The sequence below is a fragment of the Thiomonas sp. genome (assembly GCF_034007205.1).
Taxonomy (GTDB): domain Bacteria; phylum Pseudomonadota; class Gammaproteobacteria; order Burkholderiales; family Burkholderiaceae_C; genus Thiomonas.
In genome coordinates, this window is sequence record NZ_JAVERI010000011.1 from 112331 (window position 1) to 131882 (window position 19552).

The 19552-nt window shown below is 65.0% G+C and carries 21 protein-coding genes; 13 read left to right on the top strand and 8 right to left on the bottom strand.

Features of this window, described 5'->3' with window-relative positions:
• Positions 1–125: 125 nt before the first annotated feature.
• Together RBR52_RS10635 and RBR52_RS10640 are read left to right on the top strand one after the other, a co-directional pair.
• Positions 126–461 (top strand): hypothetical protein, encoded by a 336-nt coding sequence (locus RBR52_RS10635; protein WP_320377185.1) that lies wholly within the window; start codon positions 126–128, stop codon positions 459–461.
• A gap of 80 nt (positions 462–541) precedes the next feature.
• A complete protein-coding gene (locus tag RBR52_RS10640; protein WP_320377186.1) occupies positions 542–1744 on the top strand; it encodes a Fic family protein in 1203 nt (400 codons plus the stop codon).
• Positions 1745–1764: 20 nt separating this feature from the next.
• On the opposite strand, the gene RBR52_RS10645 is transcribed toward RBR52_RS10640, so the two are convergent.
• Positions 1765–2202, bottom strand: coding sequence for a pilin (locus RBR52_RS10645; RefSeq protein WP_320377187.1), 438 nt, complete (start codon positions 2200–2202; stop codon positions 1765–1767).
• A gap of 243 nt (positions 2203–2445) precedes the next feature.
• Positions 2446–3006: a Uma2 family endonuclease gene (locus RBR52_RS10650; RefSeq protein ID WP_320377188.1), complete on the bottom strand. Its 561-nt coding sequence runs from the start codon at positions 3004–3006 to the stop codon at positions 2446–2448.
• A gap of 265 nt (positions 3007–3271) precedes the next feature.
• On the opposite strand from RBR52_RS10650, the gene RBR52_RS10655 reads away from it, so the two are divergent.
• The 3 genes from RBR52_RS10655 (at position 3272) to RBR52_RS10665 (ending at position 5415) form a co-directional block, all read left to right on the top strand.
• Entirely contained in the window at positions 3272–3526 is a 255-nt protein-coding gene (locus RBR52_RS10655; RefSeq protein WP_320377189.1) for a type II toxin-antitoxin system Phd/YefM family antitoxin, read from the top strand.
• Positions 3523–3909, top strand: coding sequence for a type II toxin-antitoxin system VapC family toxin (locus RBR52_RS10660; RefSeq protein ID WP_320377190.1), 387 nt, complete (start codon positions 3523–3525; stop codon positions 3907–3909). Before RBR52_RS10655 ends, RBR52_RS10660 begins: the two co-directional genes overlap by 4 nt.
• A gap of 306 nt (positions 3910–4215) precedes the next feature.
• Positions 4216–5415, top strand: a complete 1200-nt coding sequence (locus RBR52_RS10665) for a M20 aminoacylase family protein (RefSeq protein ID WP_320377191.1) — start codon at positions 4216–4218, stop codon at positions 5413–5415.
• 277 nt (positions 5416–5692) lie between these two features.
• Here RBR52_RS10665 and RBR52_RS10670 read toward each other — a convergent pair whose 3' ends face one another.
• The 4 genes from RBR52_RS10670 to RBR52_RS10685 form a co-directional block, all read right to left on the bottom strand.
• A complete protein-coding gene (locus RBR52_RS10670) occupies positions 5693–6337 on the bottom strand; it encodes a Uma2 family endonuclease (RefSeq protein WP_320377192.1) in 645 nt (214 codons plus the stop codon).
• A 27-nt stretch (positions 6338–6364) separates the two neighbouring features.
• Positions 6365–7207, bottom strand: coding sequence for an SPOR domain-containing protein (locus RBR52_RS10675; RefSeq protein WP_320377193.1), 843 nt, complete (start codon positions 7205–7207; stop codon positions 6365–6367).
• Positions 7208–7228: 21 nt separating this feature from the next.
• Positions 7229–8482 (bottom strand): biotin--[acetyl-CoA-carboxylase] ligase, encoded by a 1254-nt coding sequence (locus tag RBR52_RS10680; RefSeq protein ID WP_320377194.1) that lies wholly within the window; start codon positions 8480–8482, stop codon positions 7229–7231.
• Positions 8483–8867: 385 nt separating this feature from the next.
• The gene (locus RBR52_RS10685) at positions 8868–9365 is read right to left on the bottom strand and encodes an SET domain-containing protein (RefSeq protein ID WP_320377195.1); all 498 of its coding nucleotides are present in this window, start codon (positions 9363–9365) and stop codon (positions 8868–8870) included.
• 118 nt (positions 9366–9483) lie between these two features.
• Here RBR52_RS10685 and RBR52_RS10690 point away from each other — a divergent pair, with 118 nt between their 5' ends.
• The 4 genes from RBR52_RS10690 to RBR52_RS10705 all read left to right on the top strand — a co-directional run bounded on the left by RBR52_RS10690 (position 9484) and on the right by RBR52_RS10705 (position 14059).
• Complete coding sequence (locus tag RBR52_RS10690; RefSeq protein WP_320377196.1) at positions 9484–10035, top strand: TlpA disulfide reductase family protein; 552 nt, start codon at positions 9484–9486, stop codon at positions 10033–10035.
• Between the two features lie 9 nt (positions 10036–10044).
• Positions 10045–12570, top strand: coding sequence for a DNA topoisomerase III (locus tag RBR52_RS10695; protein ID WP_320377197.1), 2526 nt, complete (start codon positions 10045–10047; stop codon positions 12568–12570).
• 95 nt (positions 12571–12665) lie between these two features.
• A complete protein-coding gene (locus tag RBR52_RS10700; protein WP_320377198.1) occupies positions 12666–13310 on the top strand; it encodes a DUF3617 domain-containing protein in 645 nt (214 codons plus the stop codon).
• Positions 13289–14059: a glycerophosphodiester phosphodiesterase family protein gene (locus RBR52_RS10705; RefSeq protein ID WP_320377199.1), complete on the top strand. Its 771-nt coding sequence runs from the start codon at positions 13289–13291 to the stop codon at positions 14057–14059. Before RBR52_RS10700 ends, RBR52_RS10705 begins: the two co-directional genes overlap by 22 nt.
• On the opposite strand, the gene RBR52_RS10710 is transcribed toward RBR52_RS10705, so the two are convergent.
• Complete coding sequence (locus tag RBR52_RS10710; RefSeq protein ID WP_320377200.1) at positions 14025–14819, bottom strand: 5'-methylthioadenosine/adenosylhomocysteine nucleosidase; 795 nt, start codon at positions 14817–14819, stop codon at positions 14025–14027. The genes RBR52_RS10705 and RBR52_RS10710 overlap by 35 nt on opposite strands.
• A 99-nt stretch (positions 14820–14918) precedes the next feature.
• Here RBR52_RS10710 and RBR52_RS10715 point away from each other — a divergent pair, with 99 nt between their 5' ends.
• The 4 genes from RBR52_RS10715 (at position 14919) to RBR52_RS10730 (ending at position 18810) form a co-directional block, all read left to right on the top strand.
• Positions 14919–15113, top strand: a complete 195-nt coding sequence (locus RBR52_RS10715) for a DUF3149 domain-containing protein (RefSeq protein ID WP_320377201.1) — start codon at positions 14919–14921, stop codon at positions 15111–15113.
• A 331-nt stretch (positions 15114–15444) separates the two neighbouring features.
• Positions 15445–16473: a TRAP transporter substrate-binding protein gene (locus RBR52_RS10720; RefSeq protein ID WP_320377202.1), complete on the top strand. Its 1029-nt coding sequence runs from the start codon at positions 15445–15447 to the stop codon at positions 16471–16473.
• Positions 16474–16891: 418 nt separating this feature from the next.
• A complete protein-coding gene (locus RBR52_RS10725) occupies positions 16892–17527 on the top strand; it encodes a TRAP transporter small permease (protein ID WP_320377203.1) in 636 nt (211 codons plus the stop codon).
• Positions 17524–18810: a TRAP transporter large permease subunit gene (locus RBR52_RS10730; RefSeq protein WP_320377204.1), complete on the top strand. Its 1287-nt coding sequence runs from the start codon at positions 17524–17526 to the stop codon at positions 18808–18810. Before RBR52_RS10725 ends, RBR52_RS10730 begins: the two co-directional genes overlap by 4 nt.
• 46 nt (positions 18811–18856) lie before the next feature.
• Here the strand turns inward: RBR52_RS10730 and RBR52_RS10735 are convergent, their stop codons facing one another.
• Complete coding sequence (locus RBR52_RS10735) at positions 18857–19135, bottom strand: hypothetical protein (RefSeq protein WP_320377205.1); 279 nt, start codon at positions 19133–19135, stop codon at positions 18857–18859.
• Between the last annotated feature and the right edge of the window lie 417 nt (positions 19136–19552).

Consider the following 19552-nt stretch of genomic DNA (forward strand, 5'->3'; position numbering starts at 1 on the left):
TGTCGTGTTTGCCCGTCGTTTTCGTGAACTGCTTCACGAAACCAAGCCGAAAAACCCGCTCGACCGCCGACAATCTTTGCCTGAGCTGCCAAATTTTGTGAAATCAACCGTCCGGGCGACAAATTTTGTCAGTACCCAGCGAGAAAGAGCGCAGATCAACCGCCAGCAATCGGCTCAATCAGCAGCAAGCCACCTTCCAGGCGCGCGGCACGCGGATCAAACGTCAGCAGCGGACCAAGGCCTGCGAGGTCGGCCAGGCTGATATGCAGGCAGTCGGCAAAGTCAGGCGCGCCGTCTTGCTTGAACAGATGCAGCGCAGGTTCAACGGCGATTTCGTTCTCAAGGAAACGCAGGGCCGCCCCAAGTTTCCTTGGGGCTGGTGCAGGTGCATTGCAACGCTCGGCGTGATCAAGATCGGCAATAAGATCGGCAATAATAGCGGCATAGTCAGGCAGACATAGTAATACAAGTTATTGTAAATAAACAAGTTTTATCGTAAAATTCGGCGAATAAAAGATCGGCAAAAAAATCGGAGATGATCATGTCAGTCAAGCCAAACCCTGTGGCCGTCTACGACCAGCCACACCAGTTCGAACCGCTCCTTCCAACCAGTGCATCCGAAGACCTCGCGCTGAAAGCCGGTTTGGTTGTCGAGGCATCGCTTCGGCTCCAGGGTGCGGTCAACGCGGACGTGCGGCATGAGCTGCAACGTCTTGTTCGCGCCATGAACTCCTACTACTCGAACCGCATCGAGGGGCAAAGCACGCATCCAGTCAACATCGACCGAGCGTTGCGAAAGGACTTTTCAGAACGGCCGGACGTGGCAAGACTCCAGCGTATAGCCGTTGCTCATATCGACGCCGAAGAGCAGATCGAAAAGCGTGCCACGGACGACACATTCGCGCTCAGCAGTGCCTGCCTCGTGCAGGCCCACACAAGCCTGTATGAGCGCCTTGATGTCGACGACAGAATGACCGAGGACGGTCGCGCTGTGGAGCCTGGCGCGTTGCGGCAGAGCGATGTGACGGTCCACCGTCACCACCCTCCGGCATGGCGCGCTGTACCGAGTTTCCTCGCGCGCGCCGATCAGGTGTATGCAAGGCCCTGGAGTTTGGAACGACTACTGATCGCCACAGCCTGCGCGCATCACCGCCTGGTCTGGGTTCACCCTTTTCTCGATGGCAATGGTCGCGCTTCTCGACTGCAAATGCATGCCGCATTGCATCGCCTCACTGGCGGACTTTGGTCCGTCAACAGAGGGCTTGCGAGGCGCCGGGAGGAGTATTACCTGCGCCTCGCCGAAGCCGACATGCCGCGCCACGGCGATCTTGATGGCCGAGGAAACCTCAGCGAGCGAATGCTCAAGGCATGGTGCGAGTTCTTTCTCGACGTCTGCCTCGACCAGGTCACCTTCATGACCCGGTGTCTGGATCTGGACACGTTGAAGCAGCGTGTCGCTACCCTGGTGCGGGGTCGCTCGGACAAGGGATCGGCCTATCGTGACGAGGCGATCCTGCCACTGCGGCACGTCCTGCTGGCCGGGCCTGTCTCGCGCGCAGAGTTCATCCGGATGACCGGGCTCGGTGAGCGGTCGGGGCGAACCATTCTGTCCCGGCTTGTCAAGGATGGCCTGCTGCAAAGCGATACGCCCAAGGGGGAAGTGCGCATCGGTTTTCCGCTGGATGCTCTGGCGACCCTGTTTCCAAATCTGTACCCGGAAGCGGCGTCAACCACTCTCGACTGAGGGCGCCCTGGCGGCTTGGCTCAGGTGCAGGAGGTGGGCAGGTATTGCCTTGGCACTCCGCCTGATGCGGGCGCATAACACCGCCACTGCAGGGAGTCGCCCGACGAGCGCCCGGAGAGGTAGAGGATCTTGTCGTTCAAATTGGTGTTGGCGTTCTTGCCGTAGATGATGGTGACCAATCCATTGGCGATATTCACGCTCTTGACATAGTTGCCGGAGACTGAAGACGGTTGGGCCATGCCCGCGGACTGGTTCGACGTGGGGAACTTGCCGTGCTGGACGTAGTAATCCCACAGTGCAGTTTTTGCGCCTTCTGCGAGACTGAGGCCTTCGGCCACCTGCGCGCGCATGGTGTAGTTCTGATACGCCGGAATGGCGATGGCCGCCAGGATGCCGATGATGGCGACGACGATCATCAGCTCGATGAGGGTGAAGCCGCGTTGGGTATTGGGGCGCATGGCTCGGGTTTGAAAGTGGGCAGAACGGCGGACTTGTCGGCGATCTCGATTCTGACTTTGCAAACCATAGACCAGCGCAGCATGCTTTGAAGCGGGGACGATTGTGTGAAATGCTTCACGGCTTTTGCGGCAAGTCCGTGTGAAACGGTGACGGTTTGTGCCGCAACCCGGCAGGTTTTGTCAGCCTGGCGCTTGCGATTGACATTTTTTGCGCGCAGCCGCGCTTTCCGGCTCGCCGCCCGGCTATTCGATGTCGGCGTAAATCTCGGACAGGGGAAGGTCCAGTTCAAGGCAGTCGAGGCGCAGTACGCCTTCGACGAGGCGATCATGCGCCCAGCCTTGGGGCGTGCGGTGGTAGCGGTCGATGCACAGGGCGTCCTGATCGACCAGCACATATTCCTGCAGGCTGGGAAGCAGGCCGTAAGCGAGGCGCTTTTCCCGGCGGTCAATGCGCTCCGTGGCCTTGGAGAGCACTTCGATGATGAGGCAGGGGCGGTTGCAGTAGAGGTTGTGCCGATCCTCTGGATCGCAGGTGAGGACGAGGTCGGGGTAGTAGAAGAACGTTTCGCCTTCATGCTCGACGCGCACCTTCATGTCGGCAATGAAAAGCTGACAACGGCGGGCGCGGGCTTGTGCGCCCATGGCGAAGGCCAACGCGGCGGCGATCAGGCCGTGTCTGCGCGAGGCGCCGCCCATGGCGACGACCTGGCCGTCGAGGTATTCGTGCTTGATGTCGGTGAGCTGTTCGCCTTCAAGGTAGTCTTCAACGCTGACGGCGGGCTTGAGCGCGGGTATGGGGGGCATGGCGATGTCCTGTGCGTTGAGGGCGGGCTTTCGTATTCTGCATGAGGGTGCGACTTGTTGGAAGTTTGCGTGAGCCTCCCCGAAAAGAGGGGCGATCTGCGGGGCGACCCCGTTCTTTTTCGGCGGTATCCGGCCCGGTATGTGCGGATGGCGAATTTCACGGGTTTTTGCTCGCCTGGCCAGATCAGACTAAGCTGTGCCTCATGGGGGCTGAGCCTCTCGCCCCTTTGCCGAAAAGGCGAGCTTGTCTATTGAGGGAAGCGAAATGAGCACAATCACCATCAATATGCTGGACGCCAAAACGCATTTGTCGCGTCTGATTCAATCGCTCGGTGAGGGCCGCGAGCGCGAAATTGTCATTGCCCGCAACGGTCAGCCCGTGGCGCGGCTGCTGCCGATGGACAGGACCGGGGCGGGCAAGCGCCTGGGAGTGGCGAAAGGGCGCTTCGTCGTCCCGGAAAACATCGACGCCCATGACGCCGAAGTGGCGGCGCTGTTTCTCGGCGCCGAACCGTCATGAATGTGTTGCTCGACACCCATGTGGCGCTCTGGGCCATTACCGACGACGCCCGCCTGAGCGCCCGGGCGCGTGAGATGATTCTGTCGGAGCGCACCACGGTATGGGTCAGCGCGGTGTCGGTGTGGGAAATTGCGATCAGGCACGGTATGGGCCGTGGGGATATGCCGGTGTCGGGCCAGGAGGCGCTGGGTTATTTTCGGGAAGCGGGGTATCGCTTTTTGCCGGTCGAGCCCGAGCACGCCGCCGCTGTGGAGGCTCTGCCGCGGCATCATCAAGACCCCTTCGACCGTTTGCTGGTGGCGCAGGCCGTGACCGAACCGATGCACTTGTTGACGCACGACGCGAAGCAGGCGCGTTACGGCGAACTCGTCGTGCTGGTTTGAGGCCGGGATGCCCGCGTTTGAGGATGCGCAATGAGAAGGATGAAGGGTTCATGGGCAAGGTCATGCAAGGGACTCCCCCTCCCAACCTCCCCCACGAGTGGGGGAGGTGAGAACAGCGCTTCGCGCCTTCTTCGGATGCCCCTCCCAACCTCCCCCGGCAAGCGGGGGAGGAGCAAACGGCGCTGCGCTATGCAAACGATGCCCCTCCCAAGCTCCCCTGCAAGCGGGCGAGGCGTGTTTGCCCCCTCTCCACTCGTGGGGAGGGTTGGGGTGGGGATGCTTTCTGACCGACGATAGGACACCGTCATGCCACTCATCGACTCCATCGTGACCGAATCCGCTGCGCTCACCGCGCTGCGGCGTGATCTGCACGCGCATCCCGAGCTGTGCTTCGAGGAGCTGCGCACTTCCGAGGTGGTGGCGGCGCGGCTGTCGGCCTGGGGCGTGGAGGTGCACCGCGGCCTGGGCAAGACCGGGGTGGTGGGGGTGATTCACGGCCGCGACGGGGGTAAGAGCGGGCGGATGATCGGCCTGCGCGCCGACTTCGACGCCCTGCCGGTGACCGAGTTCAACACCTTCGCCCACGCCAGCCAGCACCCCGGCAAGATGCACGCCTGCGGCCACGACGGCCACACCGCCATGCTGCTGGCGGCGGCGCAATACCTGGCGCGCAGCCGCGATTTCGACGGTACGGTGGTGTGCATCTTCCAGCCCGCCGAAGAGGGCGGCGGCGGCGCGCGCGAGATGATCAAGGACGGGCTGTTCGAGCGCTTTGCGGTGCAGGCGGTGTTTGGCATGCACAACTGGCCGGGCCTGCCCGCGGGCCATTTTGCGGTCAAGGCCGGGCCGGTGATGGCGTCGAGCAATGAGTTTCACATCCGGCTCACCGGCAAGGGGGCGCATGCGGCCATGCCGCATCTGGGCCTCGACCCGGTGCCCGCGGCCTGCCAGATGGTGCAGGCGTTTCAGACCATCGTCACCCGCAACCGCGCGCCGCTCGACCCGGCGGTGATCTCGGTGACGATGATCCATACCGGCGAGGCGACCAATGTGATTCCCGAATTCGCGGAAATCCAGGGCACGGCGCGCACCTTCACCCCCGAGACGCTCGACTTGATCGAGGCCCGCATGCGCGAAGTGGCCGAGCACACCGCGGCGGCGTTCGGCGTGCGCTGCGAGTTTGCGTTCAAGCGCAACTATCCGCCCACCATCAATCATGCCGCCGAAGCCGAGTTTGCCAGGCGGGTGATGGTGGACCTGGTGGGCGCGGACGCGGTGCATGAGTTTGTGCCGTCGATGGGGGCGGAGGATTTTTCCTTCATGTTGCAGGAGAAGCCCGGCGCCTATCTCATCATCGGCAATGGCGACGGCGACCACCGCGCCCCCGGTCACGGTGAAGGGCCGTGCACCCTGCACAACCCAAATTACGACTTCAACGATGACCTCATCCCCCTGGGCGGCAGCTTCTGGGTGCGGCTGGCGCAGGCGTGGTTGGCCAAGGGGTGAGAGTATGGCGGGCGCAATGACTCCCCCTCCCAACCTCCCCCGGCAAGTGGGGGAGGAGCATTTACTCCCTCCCCACTTGCTGGGGAGGGTTGGGGTGGGGAGGGGGTGTTGGAACGCTGAGCGTGCAGAAGTATCTGATCGTGGACGGCACCCGCGCAGCGGTCGATCGCTACCACCGAGCGCATGGCGAAGCGGGGGAGGAGTGGGACCTGACCCGCTGTACCGCGGGCGCGCTACGGCTGGACTGCCTGGACGCCGAACTGCCGCTGGCCGAGATTTACGCCGATGTGCCGGAACTGGCCGCGGCCGTCTTGGCAGCCGACTCCGTAGACGCTTCAGCGGACGCGGCGGAAAAATCGACCTCGGCGTAAAGCTCGGCCAGCGGGAAGACGAAGCTGCGCTCGGCGGTGGCGCAGGTGAGTTGGGCGTCGAGTCCGCTGGCCTCAAACAGCGTCCAAGAGCCGTCTGCGTTGCGGGTGAAGGCCTCGACGTGAGGCTGGCCCTGCGCGACGAAGACCACGGCCTGCAAGCTGGGCAACAGGCGGTAGGCGGCGAACTTGTCGCCCCGGTCATGGCCCTCGGTGGAGGGTGAAAGCACTTCGACGATGAGCAGCGCGTCTTGCTGCACGCTGCGGCGCTCGGCGTCTGCCGCCGAGCAGGTGACGAACACGTCAGGGTAGAAGCTGGCGTCTGCGGCCTGCACGTGCAGCCTCACGTCGGCCATATAGACCCGGCAGGGCGTGCCGCGTGTCTGGGTGCGCAGGGCGATGGCGGCGTTGCCGGAAATGATGTTGTGCGTGGTGCTGCTTCCTGTCCTGGCGAAGACTTGGCCGCCGATGTATTCGTGGCGTTCGGTCTGGGTTTCTTCCCAGGCGAGATAGTCTTCGAAGGTGAAATGCGGTCGGGACAGGACGGCGGACATGGTGACTCCCTGACAGAGAAAGCAAGTTTACGGCGCAGCCGCCTCGGTCGCGCAGGTCTTGACGGTCTGGCCGCCCAATCGCCCTGACACTTTTTCCAGTGCGTCGAGTTGCTCGGGGGTGAGCGCGGGCAGGCGCAGCACGGTGCGGTTCAGCCCGGCGTTGCGCTGCACCACCCTGGCGCCCTGCACGCCTTGCCTGCTCACGATCTGCAATTGCTTCTGCGCTGCGGTCTCGTTGGCGAACACGCCCAGCGAAATGCCGGGCTCGTAGCGCGGGCGGTCGGTGACGGGTGCGAACACCTTGACTCTGCCCTGCTGGGTGATCTGATCGAGCGCGGCGCGCATTTCGGCCCGGCTCGGGAAGGGGCCGAGCAGCACCATCCACTGCGCGGGTACGGGGATTTGGACGACTTGCGGCTGGAGCCCAGCCTGCGCCAGAGCGGCCTGCGCCTGGGCGAGCGCGGCGGCTTCCAGCGCGCCGTAGGGGCCGATCTCGCGGCAGACGGCGGGTGCGGCATCGGCTGCGGCCTGCTGCGGCGCAGGTGCGGAGGGCGTGGGGGCGGGTGCGGACGGTGCGGACGGTGCGGACGGTGCGGACGGTGCGGACGGTGCGGACGGTGCGGACGCCGGTGCGGGCGGGACCGACTCGCTGGCCGGGGTGGAGGGCGCCGGCAGCGGGGCGCTGGCCGCAGGCGCGGCCGAGGCGCCTGCCAGCGCAGTGATCTTCACCTGCTCGGGATGGATTTGCAGGGCCAGACGCTGCGGTTCGCGCTGCGTCACCGGCCCGAGACCTGCGCCCGCCATCCAGCCCTGCGACCAGGCGAAGAACACGAGGTTGACGAGCAGCAGGGCGAGGAGCAGGGTGCGCATGGCGGGCAGGACTGGAGGCGTTCAGCGCTGACATTTTGCCGTTTCTGCGGCGCCTGCTGCTTGCGCGCGCAGGCGCAGCGATACGTCGGCGCTGAGCACGCGGCGCTCGCCGCCGGGCGTGTCCACGCGCAGCGCGCCATCGGGGCCGATGCCCAGCGCGGTGCCGGAAAAAAGCGTTTGCCCGTGATCGAGCACCGACACGGCCTGGCCGTTCCAGGCGTGCAGCGCGTCCCACTGGGCCAGGGCCTCGGCCACGCCGTGCGGGCCGCGTTGCAGGCCGCCCAGCAGCGCGGGCGCAAGGGCGGCGAGCACGGCCTCGCGCGGCAGGTCGAGCCCGGCGGCGTCGAGTCCCGCCGCCTGGGGTTGATCTGGCGGGGCGCGCAGATTGAGGCCGAAGCCGATGACGGCCCAGCGCGCCTGCGGCGTGTCGGCCATTTCCACCAGGATGCCGCCGAGCTTGCGCCAGCCGCCTTCGGCATCGGGCAGGAGCAGGTCGTTGGGCCACTTCAGTCGCACCTGCGCGGCGCCGAGCGCGTGCAGCGCCTGCGCCAGCCACACGCCCACGGCCAGGCTCAGCGGGCCGGGGTCGCGCTTGCGCGGATCGGCCCAGGCCAGCGAGCACAGCACGCTGGCCTGGGCCTCGTCGGCCCAGCGGCGGCCTTGCCGTCCGCGTCCTGCGGTCTGGTGGCCGGTGACGAGCAGCGTCGGGCCGTCGAGCCGTCCGGCGCGGGCCTCGGCCAGCAGATCGGCATTGGTCGAGCCGGTGCTGGGCGTCCAGCGCACGGTGCAGGCGGGGTGACTGAGCGCGAGCTGGGCGCGCAGCGGGGCGAGGGGGTCGGCGGCGGTCGTTTTCCCCACCCCAGCCCTCCCCAGCAAGTGGGGAGGGAGCAAACACTCCTCCCCCACTTGCTGGGGGAGGTTGGGAGGGGGAGATTGGCCTTTGCGTTCTTCAAGCGCCGATTGAAGGGTCAGCAACACGCCGTCGATATTGGCCAATACATCGTTGTTCCAGAAGCGCAAAACCTCGTAGCCGTTTTGCCGGAAAAACGCATCGCGCAGCGCATCCTGCGGGCAAGCGTTGTGCTGTCCTCCGTCGAGTTCCACGACCAGACGCGCTGAGGAACAGAGGAAGTCGGCGATGTAGGGGCCGATGGGCACCTGGCGGCGGAATTTGCTGCCCATTTGTCCATTGCGCACGCGGCTCCAAAGCAGGCGCTCCGCGTCGGTCATGTCGCGCCGCAGACGGCGGGCGCGGTAGGCGAGCGGATGGGTCATGGCTAGGAGCCTGTCGGACTTGAGGATCGCGTGCTGCAAATGGACGGTGCGGCGCCCTGCGGCAGCGGCTTTTTGCCCCATAGCTTCGGCTATGGGGCGGCAAACCCGCCGCCACATGGCATCCACACCGCCCATTTTCGCCTTCCGCGCCACAAGTCCGACAGGCTCCTAGTGCTGTGTTTCACGCTATCTGGAACATGAAAAAGGCGCCTTTGCCGCCTTGGTGTGCGAGCCCTCACCCCAACCCTCTCCCGGGGGGAGAGGGGGTTGATCTGCGCTTTTGCGGACTGGTTGGGAAGGCCGGGAGGGCATCCGAAGAAGGCGCGAAGCGCAGTTCTCACCTCCCCCACTCGTGGGGGAGGTTGGGAGGGGGAGAGGCGTGCGCTCATTTGCCTTTGCGACCCTTGGGCGCGAGCAGGGTGCCGCGGCAGTTGGGGGCGCCGCAGCGACAGGCGTAGTCGCGCTTGAGTTTGGCGGTGTAGCGGGCGTCGAGTTCGAGGGCGTAGTCGAAGAACAGCTCTTCGCCGGGGGCGATGTCGCGCAGGGCGTCGATGAATACCCGGCTGCCGACCTGCTGCGCTTCGCAATTGGGCGCGCAGGAGTGGTTGATCCAGCGCGCGCTGTTGCCCTGCACGCCGCCGTCGATCACGGTGTCGTCGCCCAGCGAGAAGTAGAAGGTGTGGTGGGGCTGGGCCGGGTCGTGCGGGTGGCGGCGCAGGGCTTCGGGCCAGTCGATGCGTTCGCCCTGGTATTCGAGCAGCCGCTGGCCGGCGCGGATGGGGCGGCGGGCGAACACGCCTTTGCCGTGGATGGGCGAGTTCCGCACCTGGGTATACGGGCCGTTGCCGGGTGCGGCGGCAGGGGCGGGGCGGCGTTTGGACATCGGGCGCAGTGGCGGGAAAACGGAAACTCGGTAAAGTAGAAAAAGGAACGCGAGAGGCGGAGGAGACAAGCTGCCCGAAAACGTTCCTGTTACCAAGGCATTCTAGGGAGCCGTCATCATGGATCGAATTCGTCGTACTGGGTTGAAATGGCTGGGCGCCATGCTGGGCGCCGTGGCCGCGCCCGCCTGGGCGCAGAGCGTGGCCGAGCAGGTCAGCGCGCTGGAGAAAAAAGACAGGAAGGCCGTGCCGCTGCCGAAGGTGGGCAGTGTGTTTGCGCTGCCGCCCACGGTGGAGTTGCTGGATGGCAAGACGCTGCACACCCAGGATTGGGCGGGCAAGGTGATCGTGCTCGAATACTGGGCGACGTGGTGCCCGTTCTGCGCGCGGCAGATGCCGCATGTCGACGCGCTTTACAAGAAGGAGCACAGCCGTGGGCTGGAGGTGCTGGCCTTGTCCATCGACAAGCGGCCGTCCGACATTGCCCCTTTTCTCAAGTCCAGAAACTACACCTTTCCGGTGGCGTGGCTGTCGCCCGCGCTGGCCAAGGTGCTGCCCAAGCCCGCGGGTCTGCCGGTCACCCTCGTCATCGGCCGCGACGGCCGGGTGAAAATGGCCGATTCGGGCGAGCTGTTCGCCGAAGACATCGCGGGCATCGCCAAATTTCTTTGATTGCACTCCATGAACAAGACCCTGGTCATCGCCGAAAAGCCCAGCGTGGCGCAAGACATCGTGCGCGCGCTCACGCCGCAGTCGGGCAAGTTCGACAAGCACGACGAGTATTTCGAGAACGAACAGTATGTGGTGACCTCGGCGGTCGGCCATCTGGTGGAGATCAAGGCGCCCGATGATTTCGAGGTCAAGCGCGGCAAATGGAGCTTCGCGCATCTGCCGGTGATTCCGCCGCATTTCGATCTCAATCCCATCGAGAAGACCAAGGGTCGGCTGGCGGCGGTGGTCAGGCAGATCAAGCGCAAGGACGTGGGCACCATCGTCAACGCCTGCGATGCGGGGCGCGAGGGCGAGTTGATCTTCCGCCTCATCCTGCAATACGCCGAGGGCAAGAAGGCGCTGGACAAACCGGTGCAGCGGCTGTGGCTGCAGTCGATGACGCCGCAGGCCATCCGCGACGGCTTCGAGCGTCTGCGCGGCGATGCCGACATGCGCCCGCTGGCCGACGCGGCGCGCAGCCGCAGCGAGGCCGACTGGCTGGTGGGCATCAACGGCACGCGGGCGATGACGGCGTTCAACTCGCGCGACGGCGGCTTTTTCCTCACCCCGGTGGGCCGGGTGCAGACGCCCACGCTGTCCATCGTCGTGGCGCGCGAGGAGCAGATCCGCAAGCACGTGGCGCGCGATTACTTCGAGGTGCACGCCCAGTTCGCCGCACCGGCGGGTGGGTATGCGGGCAAGTGGTTCGATCCGCAATTCAAGCGCGGGGAAGATGCCGAAGCGCGCGCCGACCGGCTTTGGGACAAGTCGCGCGCCGAGGCCATCGTGGCCGCGTGCAAGGGGCAGCCTGCGGTGGTGCGCGACGAATCCAAGCCGTCCACCCAGCTCTCGCCGGCGCTGTTCGACCTCACCTCCTTGCAGCGCGAAGCCAACGGACGCTTCGGCTTTTCCGCCAAGACCACGCTGGCGCTGGCGCAGGCGCTGTACGAAAGGCACAAGGTGCTGACGTATCCGCGAACCGATTCGCGCCATCTGCCCGAAGACTATCTCGCGGTGGCGCGGCAGACGGCGCAGGCGCTGGGCGAGGCGGGAGGGGCTATCGCGCCGCACGCCCGCCGTGCGCTCGAGGCCGACTACATCCGTCCGAACAAACGGGTGTTCGACAACACCAAGGTGTCGGACCACTTCGCCATCATCCCCACGACGCAGACGCCCGGCGCGCTGTCGGAGGCCGAGGCCAGGATTTACGACCTGGTGGCGCGGCGCTTTCTGGCGGTGTTCTTCCCGGCGGCGGAATATCTGGTGACCACGCGCATCAGCACCGTGGGCGCGCATCAGTTCAAGACCGAGGGCAAGATTCTGGTCAAGCCCGGCTGGCTGGAAATCTACGGCAAGGAGGAGCAGGGCGCCGACGCCAATCTGCCGCCGGTGGCCGAAGGCGATGCGGTGCAGGCCGAGAGCGTGGAGGTCAAGGCGCTCAAGACCCGCCCGCCCGCACGCTACACCGAAGCCACGCTGCTGGGGGCGATGGAAAACGCGGGCAAGCTGGTGGAGGACGAGGAACTGGCCGAGGCCCTGTCGGGCAAGGGCCTGGGCACGCCGGCCACGCGCGCGGCCATCATCGAAGGGCTGCTCGGCGAAGCCTATATGGTGCGCGAGGGCCGCGAGCTGATTCCCACGGCCAAGGCCTTCCAGCTCATGACCCTGCTGCGCGGGCTGCAGGTCGAAGAGCTCACCAAGCCCGAACTCACCGGCGACTGGGAATACAAGCTGGCGCAGATGGAGCGCGGGAGAATCACGCGCGAGCAGTTCATGCGCGACATCGCCGGCATGACCGAGACCATCGTGCGCCGCGCCAAGGAGTTCGACCGCGACACCGTGCCCGGCGACTACGCCACGCTCTCGACGCCCTGTCCGAACTGCGGCGGCGTGGTCAAGGAGAACTACCACCGCTTCGCCTGCACGCAGTGCGATTTTTCCATCGGCAAGCATCCGGGCGGGCGCAGGTTCGAGATCGCCGAAGTGGAGCAACTGCTGCGCGACAAGCACCTCGGGCCGCTCACCGGATTTCGCAGCAAGATGGGGCGGCCTTTCACGGCCGAACTCAAGCTGGTGCGCGAAGGCGGCACGGGGCAGTGGAAGCTCGAATTCGATTTCGGCGACAGCGCGCCCGGCGGCGAAGGCGGCGAAGCCCCCGACTTCAGCGCGCAGCAGCCTCTGGGCGCCTGTCCCAAGTGTGGCGCCGCGGTGTATGAGGCGGGCAATGCCTATGTCTGCGAAAAAAGCGTCGGCCCGGCGCCGAGCTGCGATTTCCGCAGCGGCAAGATCATCCTGCAGCGGCCCATCGAGCCCGAGCAGATGCGCAAGCTGCTGGAAACAGGCCGCACCGATCTGCTCGACGGCTTCGTCTCGGCGCGCACCAGGCGCAAGTTCAAGGCGTTCCTGGTGAAACAGCCGGGCGGCAAGATCGGCTTCGAGTTCGAGCCGCGCCCGGCCAGGGCGCCGGCGAAAAAGGCCGCGCGGAAAACGGCTTGAGCGCGCGATTCGGTGCTGACCTGAAGGCAGGCGGCGTAGCAAAAAGCCGGTCACAATCCGCCGCTAAGGTGGTTGAATTTTCAGGGAGGAGAACGATGAACAGGGTTTGTTTTCGGCGCGTCTCGTCGTGCTGCACCGTTGCCGCAGCAGGCGTCTGCGCGCTGCTTCTCGCGCCTGCCGCGCTGGCGTTCACCGTGCCCGAGCCGGGTCTGTGGGAGACGCGCACCCAATCCACGTTCAACGGTGTGGACCTGATGGCGGAAATGCGCAAAAGTGTGGAGACCCAACTACAGCAGATGAACCCGCAGCAGCGGGCGCAAATGGGGCCGATGCTGCAGGAGATGCGCGATAACCTCTCGGGCGTGGACAAGGAGTGCATCACCGCGGAAGACGCGGCCAAGGCCCGCACGCCGCAGGCCGTGGTCGATGAAATGAACAAGGAGGACGACAGCGGTTGCCGCTTCAGCCTGGTCGAAGACCGCGGCGATACCCTGCGCATTCGCGGCGACTGCAAGGCCACGCCTGGGCAGGGCGGGTTCGTCGGCACGATACAGGGCGAGATGAAGGCTTCCGGGCCGCGCGCCTGGAGCATGGTCTATCGCGGCACGGGGCGCATGGTCGTGCCAGAAGACGCCATGCTGCCGCCGGAAGTGAAGGGCAAACTGGCCGGCCCGGTGCAGTTCGAGATGAAATCGAGCGGGCGCTGGCTGGGGCCGCAATGCGGCGCGGTCAAGCCATGATCGAATCGTCGATGCCGCGCTGGATCGCGCATCGCGGCGGCGGCAGCGCGGCGCCGGAAAACACCCTGGCGGCGTTCAAAACGGGTTTGAAGGCGGGTTTCACGGCGTTTGAATGCGATGTGAAGCTCAGCTTGGATGGCGTGCTCTGGCTGCTGCACGACGACACGCTGGACCGCACCACCGACGCGCGCGGTCCGGCGGCGCCCTGGCGCTGGGAAAACCTGCAACTGGTGGACGCCGGAAGCTGGCACAGCGCCGCCTTCAGGGGCGAGCCCCCGGCCTCGCTCGATCAGGTGCTCGACTTCGCCGCGCAGCACGGTGTCTGGCTCAATCTGGAGATCAAGCCCAGCCCCGGTGAAGACGTGCGCACCGGCGAGGCCGTGGCGCGCCGCGTGGCGCAGTGGATGGCGCAGCACCCTTCGGCACCGCGGCCCCTGCTGTCGTCGTTTTCCCTCGCCGCATTGCAGGCGGCGCGCAAGACCTTGCGCGGCCTGCGCGCCGATGCACCTTTGGCGTATCTGGTCCAAACCTATGAAGACGGCGCGCTGGAACAAGCCGTGGCGCTGGGTGCAGAAGGTCTGCACACCGATTGGCGGCAGGTCACGCCTGCGGTGGTGGACAGGGTGCATGCGCGCGGACTGAAGTTGCGCGTCTACACCGTGAACGATGCAGACCAGGCCCGCGCGCTGCTGGCCGCCGGTGTGGACGGCCTGTTTACCGACCGGCTGGATCTGCCTGCCCGTCTGTAAGCTCCGATCTCCACAACTCGGACAGCAAGGCCTGGCTGTAGGGGCTGGCCACAGTGCGGATGAAGCGGCCGAAATCGAGGTGCGCGGTCTCGTCGGCGCGGTCGGAAATGGTGCGCGCCAGCGCGAAGGGTACGCCGTAGTCACGGCAGACCTGAGCGACCGCGGCGCCCTCCATCTCGACTGCGAGCGCGTCGGGCAGCGCCTGGCGCAGCGCGTCGCTGTCGGCGAGCGTGGAGATGAAGCGGTCGCCGCTGATGATCAGACCGCGATGCACGCGCGGGGCGTGCAGCCCGAATTCTTGCCGCACATCGGCATCCACCAGCGCTTCGGTCCGCATCGAGAACAAGCGTTGCGCCGCGGCATGCAGGCGCTCGGTGAGCGCCGGGTCTGCGTCGAAGCGGCTCAAACCCGTCTCGGGCGCCTCGTATTGCGGATAGAGCGGACGGGCGTCGAGATCGTGCTGCAGCAGGCGGTCGGCAATCACCACATCGCCCACCCGCACCTGCGCGCCCAGGCCGCCGGCCACGCCGGTGAACAGCAGGGCGTCGCAGCCGAATTCGACGATCAGACTGGTGGTCGTGGCCGCAGCCGCCACCTTGCCGATGCCGCACAGCACCAGCACCACGTCGCGGCCCCACAGCCTGCCCACGGTGTAGTCGCGGCTGCCGTGGCGCACGCGGCGTGCTTGCTGCAAACTCTCCAGCAGGCCCTGCTGCTCCTGCGCGATGGCGCTGACGACACCCATGCGCGCTGCGCTCACAGCGGACTCCAGGCGGCAGTTGGTGTTTGTGCTGTGTCAAAAGGTAAACGGTTTGTGCAAGTATTCTGTCGCGTCAGTTCAATCATGGAGGAGAACATCATGGGTTCAGCCTGGCAGGGTTTGTTCGGTACGGATTATGGGCTGTTCAGCCTGCTCGTCATTCTGTTCCTCATCGGCATGGGCGTGTTTTTCGTCTGGTTTTTCGCCCGCAAAATCCAGCAGAGCGCCGATGAACACGCGCGTGAACTGCGCGCAGGCGGCGGCAAGCCGCCGATGCGCAACGGCCACGCCTGAGCGCCGCCCCGCCCTTTTGCAGCCCGCGATCCTCAAGTCCCACAGGCTCCTAGTGCAGTGTTTCACGCTATCTGGAACATAAAAACGCGTCTTTGGCGCCGGGGCGGCGTTGCAAATCCGCGCGATACCTGCGGGTATCGCTGTGGTTTGCGCCTTGCCCCAACCCCAAATCCATCGTTTTTATTTGTTCCATCAAGCATGAAACACTGCACTAGAACAGGCGGCATTTCAGTAATTTTCCGATGACTGGCGGGCGGGGGCTGGCGTATGCTCTTTGCCGTTACAAAAAAGTACATCGATTTCACAACACAACGTATCCACGGAGATCGCCATGCAACGTCGTCAAGCAGTCATCGGATTGGGACTGGCCGCAACAGGTCTGGGTTTGAGCTCGGTCTTGAGCCCGGTCGTGCGCGCACAGCAGCCCATCGTCATCAAGTTCAGCCATGTGGTGGCGCCCAACACGCCCAAGGGCGCCGCAGCCGAGCATTTCAAGAAGCTCGCCGAAGAGCGCACCCAGGGCCGGGTGAAGGTGGAGGTCTATCCCAACAGCCAGCTCTACAAGGACAAGGAGGAGGTCGAGGCGCTGCAGCTCGGCTCGGTGCAGATGCTGGCGCCCTCGCTGGCCAAGTTCGGGCCGCTGGGCGCCAAGGAGTTCGAGCTGTTCGACCTGCCCTATATCTTCGACGACTACGCCGAGTTGCACAAAATCACCCAAGGGCCGATCGGCAAGTCGCTGCTGGGCAAGCTCGAATCCAAGGGCATCCTCGGCCTGGCCTATTGGGACAACGGTTTCAAGGACATGAGCGCGAACAAGCCGCTGAAGAGCCCGGCTGACGCCAAGGGGCTGAAGATGCGCATCCAGTCGAGCAAGATTCTCGACATGGAAATGCGCGCCATCGGCGCCATTCCGCAGGTGCTGGCGTTCTCCGAGGTGTATCAGGCGCTGCAGACCGGAGTGGTCAACGGCACCGAGAACCCGCCTTCGAACTTCTACACACAGAAGTTCTATGAAGTGCAGAAATACATGACCCAGACCCGTCACGGCTATCTGGGCTATGCGGTGATCGTGAACAAGAAGTTCTGGGAAGGCCTGCCGCCCGATATTCGCAAAATTCTCGATCAGGCGATGGCCGAGTCCACCGAGTTCGCCAATTCGGTGGCGAAAAAGGACAACGAAGACGCCACTGAGGCCGTGCGCAAGTCGGGCAAATGCGAAGTGGTGGCGCTGACGACAGCCGAGCGCCTGGCGTGGAAAAAGGCCATGGCGCCGGTATACAAGCAGGCGCAGTCGCGCGTGCCCAAGGCGCTGATGGACGAGGTGTTCAAGACCACCGGCTTCGATCCGACCAAACTGTAAGGTTCTCCGGGCTCTCACGACGGCCCGCGCCCTGCGCAAACTCTGCAAATCTCTCCTCTCCACTCGTGGGGGTGGAGGCGGAAAAGGCAAGGCCAACTGCTTGGCTTTGCCCCGTCGCAACGGGGCTGGCTTGCAAGCCAGGCACTGGACGGGTTGGGGTGGGCATCTCCCCCTCCCAACCTCCCCCAGCAAGTGGGGGAGGAGTGTCCTCTCCCTCCCCACTCGTGGGGGTGGAGGCGGAAAAGGCAAAGCCAACTGCTTGGCTTTGCCCCGTCGCAACGGGGCTGGCTTGCAAGCCAGTCACTGGACGGGTTGGGGTGGGCATCCCCCTCCCGACCTCCCCCGCAAGCGGGGGAGGGGTTTGATTTGCGGCGTTCGGCGCCCCAGAAGTTTTTGTTTTTCAAACGAGGCCGCATTCATGCACGCTCTGTCCCTGTTCAACCGCCTGCTCGACCGGCTGGAGGAAACGCTGATCGCCGTGCTCATGGCGGCGGCGACGCTGATCATTTTCGTCGCCGTGGTGCATCGCTACCTCGCCGGTTTTGCCATTCCCGGCATGCAGGACTGGCTGCTTTCGCTCAACCTGAGCTGGGCGCAGGAGCTGACCATTTTCATGTTCGTGTGGATGGCCAAATTCGGCGCCGCCTATGGGGTGCGCACCGGCATCCATGTGGGGGTGGATGTGCTGGTCAATCGTCTGTCACCGCCGCGGCGCAAGCCGGTGATTCTGTTCGGCCTGCTCGCCGGGGCGCTGTTCACCGGGGTGATCGCCGCCTTCGGCGCCAACTTCGTCTGGCATTTGAGCCAGACCGAGCAGACCACGCCCGACCTGGAGTGGCCGGCCTGGATGGTGTATCTGGCCATTCCGCTGGGCTCTGGGTTGATGTGCTATCGCTTCCTGCAGGTGGCCTGGCGGTTTCGGCGCGACGGCGAATTGCCGCATCACGATCCGGGGCAGGTGGAGGGGTTGGATGATCCGCTGCCAAGCGACGCTGCGGGTGACGGCATTCATCCCCGCTATCCACAAAAAGGCGCACAGGGGAGTGCGCCATGAACGCGCTCATCATCTTCGCCCTGCTCGTGGCGCTGATGCTCACCGGCATGCCAGTGTCCATCGCCCTCGGGCTGACGGTGCTGACCTTTTTGTTCACCCTGACCGACGTGCCGATCCAGGCGGTGGCGCTCAAGCTGTTCACCGGCATCGAGAACTTCGAGATCATGGCGATTCCATTCTTCATCCTGGCGGGCAACTTTCTCACTCACGGCGGCGTGGCGCGGCGCATGATCGTGTTCGCCACCAGCATGATCGGCCACTGGCCCGGCGGCCTGGCGCTCGCCGGGGTGATGGCCTGCGCGCTGTTCGCCGCGGTGTCGGGGTCGAGCCCGGCCACGGTGGTGGCCATCGGCTCCATTCTCATGCCGGCGATGGTCAAGGCCGGATTTCCGCCGCGCTTCGGCGCCGGGGCCATCACCTCCTCGGGCGCCCTGGGCATTCTGATTCCGCCGTCCATCGTGATGGTGATGTATGCGGTGTCGACCAATGCGTCCATCGGCGCGCTGTTCATGGCCGGGGTGGTGCCGGGGCTGATGCTGGCGACCATGCTCGGCGCTGTCACGGTGTGGCGCGCCTGGCGCGGCGGCTATCCGCGTCAGGCGCGCGCGAGCTGGGGACAACGCGCGCGGGCGCTGCGCGACAGCATCTGGGGGCTGATGCTCATCGTCATCGTGCTCGGCGGCATCTATACCGGTCTGTTCACGCCCACCGAAGCCGCAGCGATGAGCGCGGTGTATGCCTTCATCATTGCCGTGTTCGTCTACAAGGACCTGCGGCTGCGCGACGTGCCGCGGGTGCTGCTGGCCTCGGCGAACATGAGCGCGATGCTGCTCTACATCATCACCAACGCGGTGCTGTTCTCGTTTTTGATGACTTCCGAGCAGGTGCCGCAGGGCATCGCGCAGTGGATGATCGACGCCGGGCTGGGGCCGGTGGTGTTCTTGCTGCTGGTCAACCTGCTGTTGCTGCTGGCGGGCAATGTGATGGAGCCGTCGAGCATCGTGCTGATCCTGGCGCCGATCCTGTTTCCGGTGGCGGCACATCTGGGCATCGACCCGATTCACTTCGGCATCATCATGGTGGTGAACATGGAAATCGGCATGCTCACCCCGCCGGTGGGGCTGAACCTGTATGTCGCCAGCGGCATCGCCAAGATGGGTATCACCGAGCTGACCGTGGCGGTCTGGCCCTGGCTGCTGACCATGCTGGTGTTTCTCGGCCTGGTGACCTATATACCGGCAATCAGCCTGGCGTTTCCGCGCTGGCTGGGCATGGTGCCGTGAGCGTTGCGTTGCGGAGCCGTTCGCGGCGCCCGCGTGCGGCAGGCGTTCAGGCGGCTTGCTGCGATTCGTCGGGCTGGCTGCAGGTCCACTTCTCGCCCATGTCGGACGACAGATAGCCGACCAGGCGGAAGTTTTCTTGGGTTGGGACATCCGGCAGGGTGCGGTAGATGGCGATGCCGTAAGCCCCCCGCAGCCGCGCGTGCTCTGCCCGCGCCAAGGCTTCGACCTTGGCGCGCTCGCCCACGGCCACGACATAGCTGTGCTGCTCGGCCTCGCCGTGATGGAAGGCTTGGGCGAAGTGGATGAAGGCTTTGGCATCGGTCATGGGAATCCTCCTTGCGTGGGCCGAATGATCCATGCGAGAAGCATAGGACGTTCTGCGCTGGATCAGACGAACAAATCGTGACAAACGATAACGGAACTCGGCTGTCAGAGAGAACAGATGGGATCGACGTCGTTGTGCATGGCCTCGGCGCGGGGCGTGCCTTTGTCCTTTGTATATGTCCCAGGCATCCCATTTGGCGCGGGCGACAAAGTCGGTCATGCCGGGGCGCTTGCCGGTCTTAAGCCGACTCTCAGTCAACGTCGCTAGTCTGCGGGTGCTGGGCGCCATGTCCGTACTGTGACAACGGCTGCGCCCTCGCAGGCACAATGCCTCAGCCCATGTGTTTTCAGGAGCCGTTTGCCTCATGCCGCATCAAGCCTCTCCACAGTCTTATCGCTTCGCGCTCAGCATTTCTAT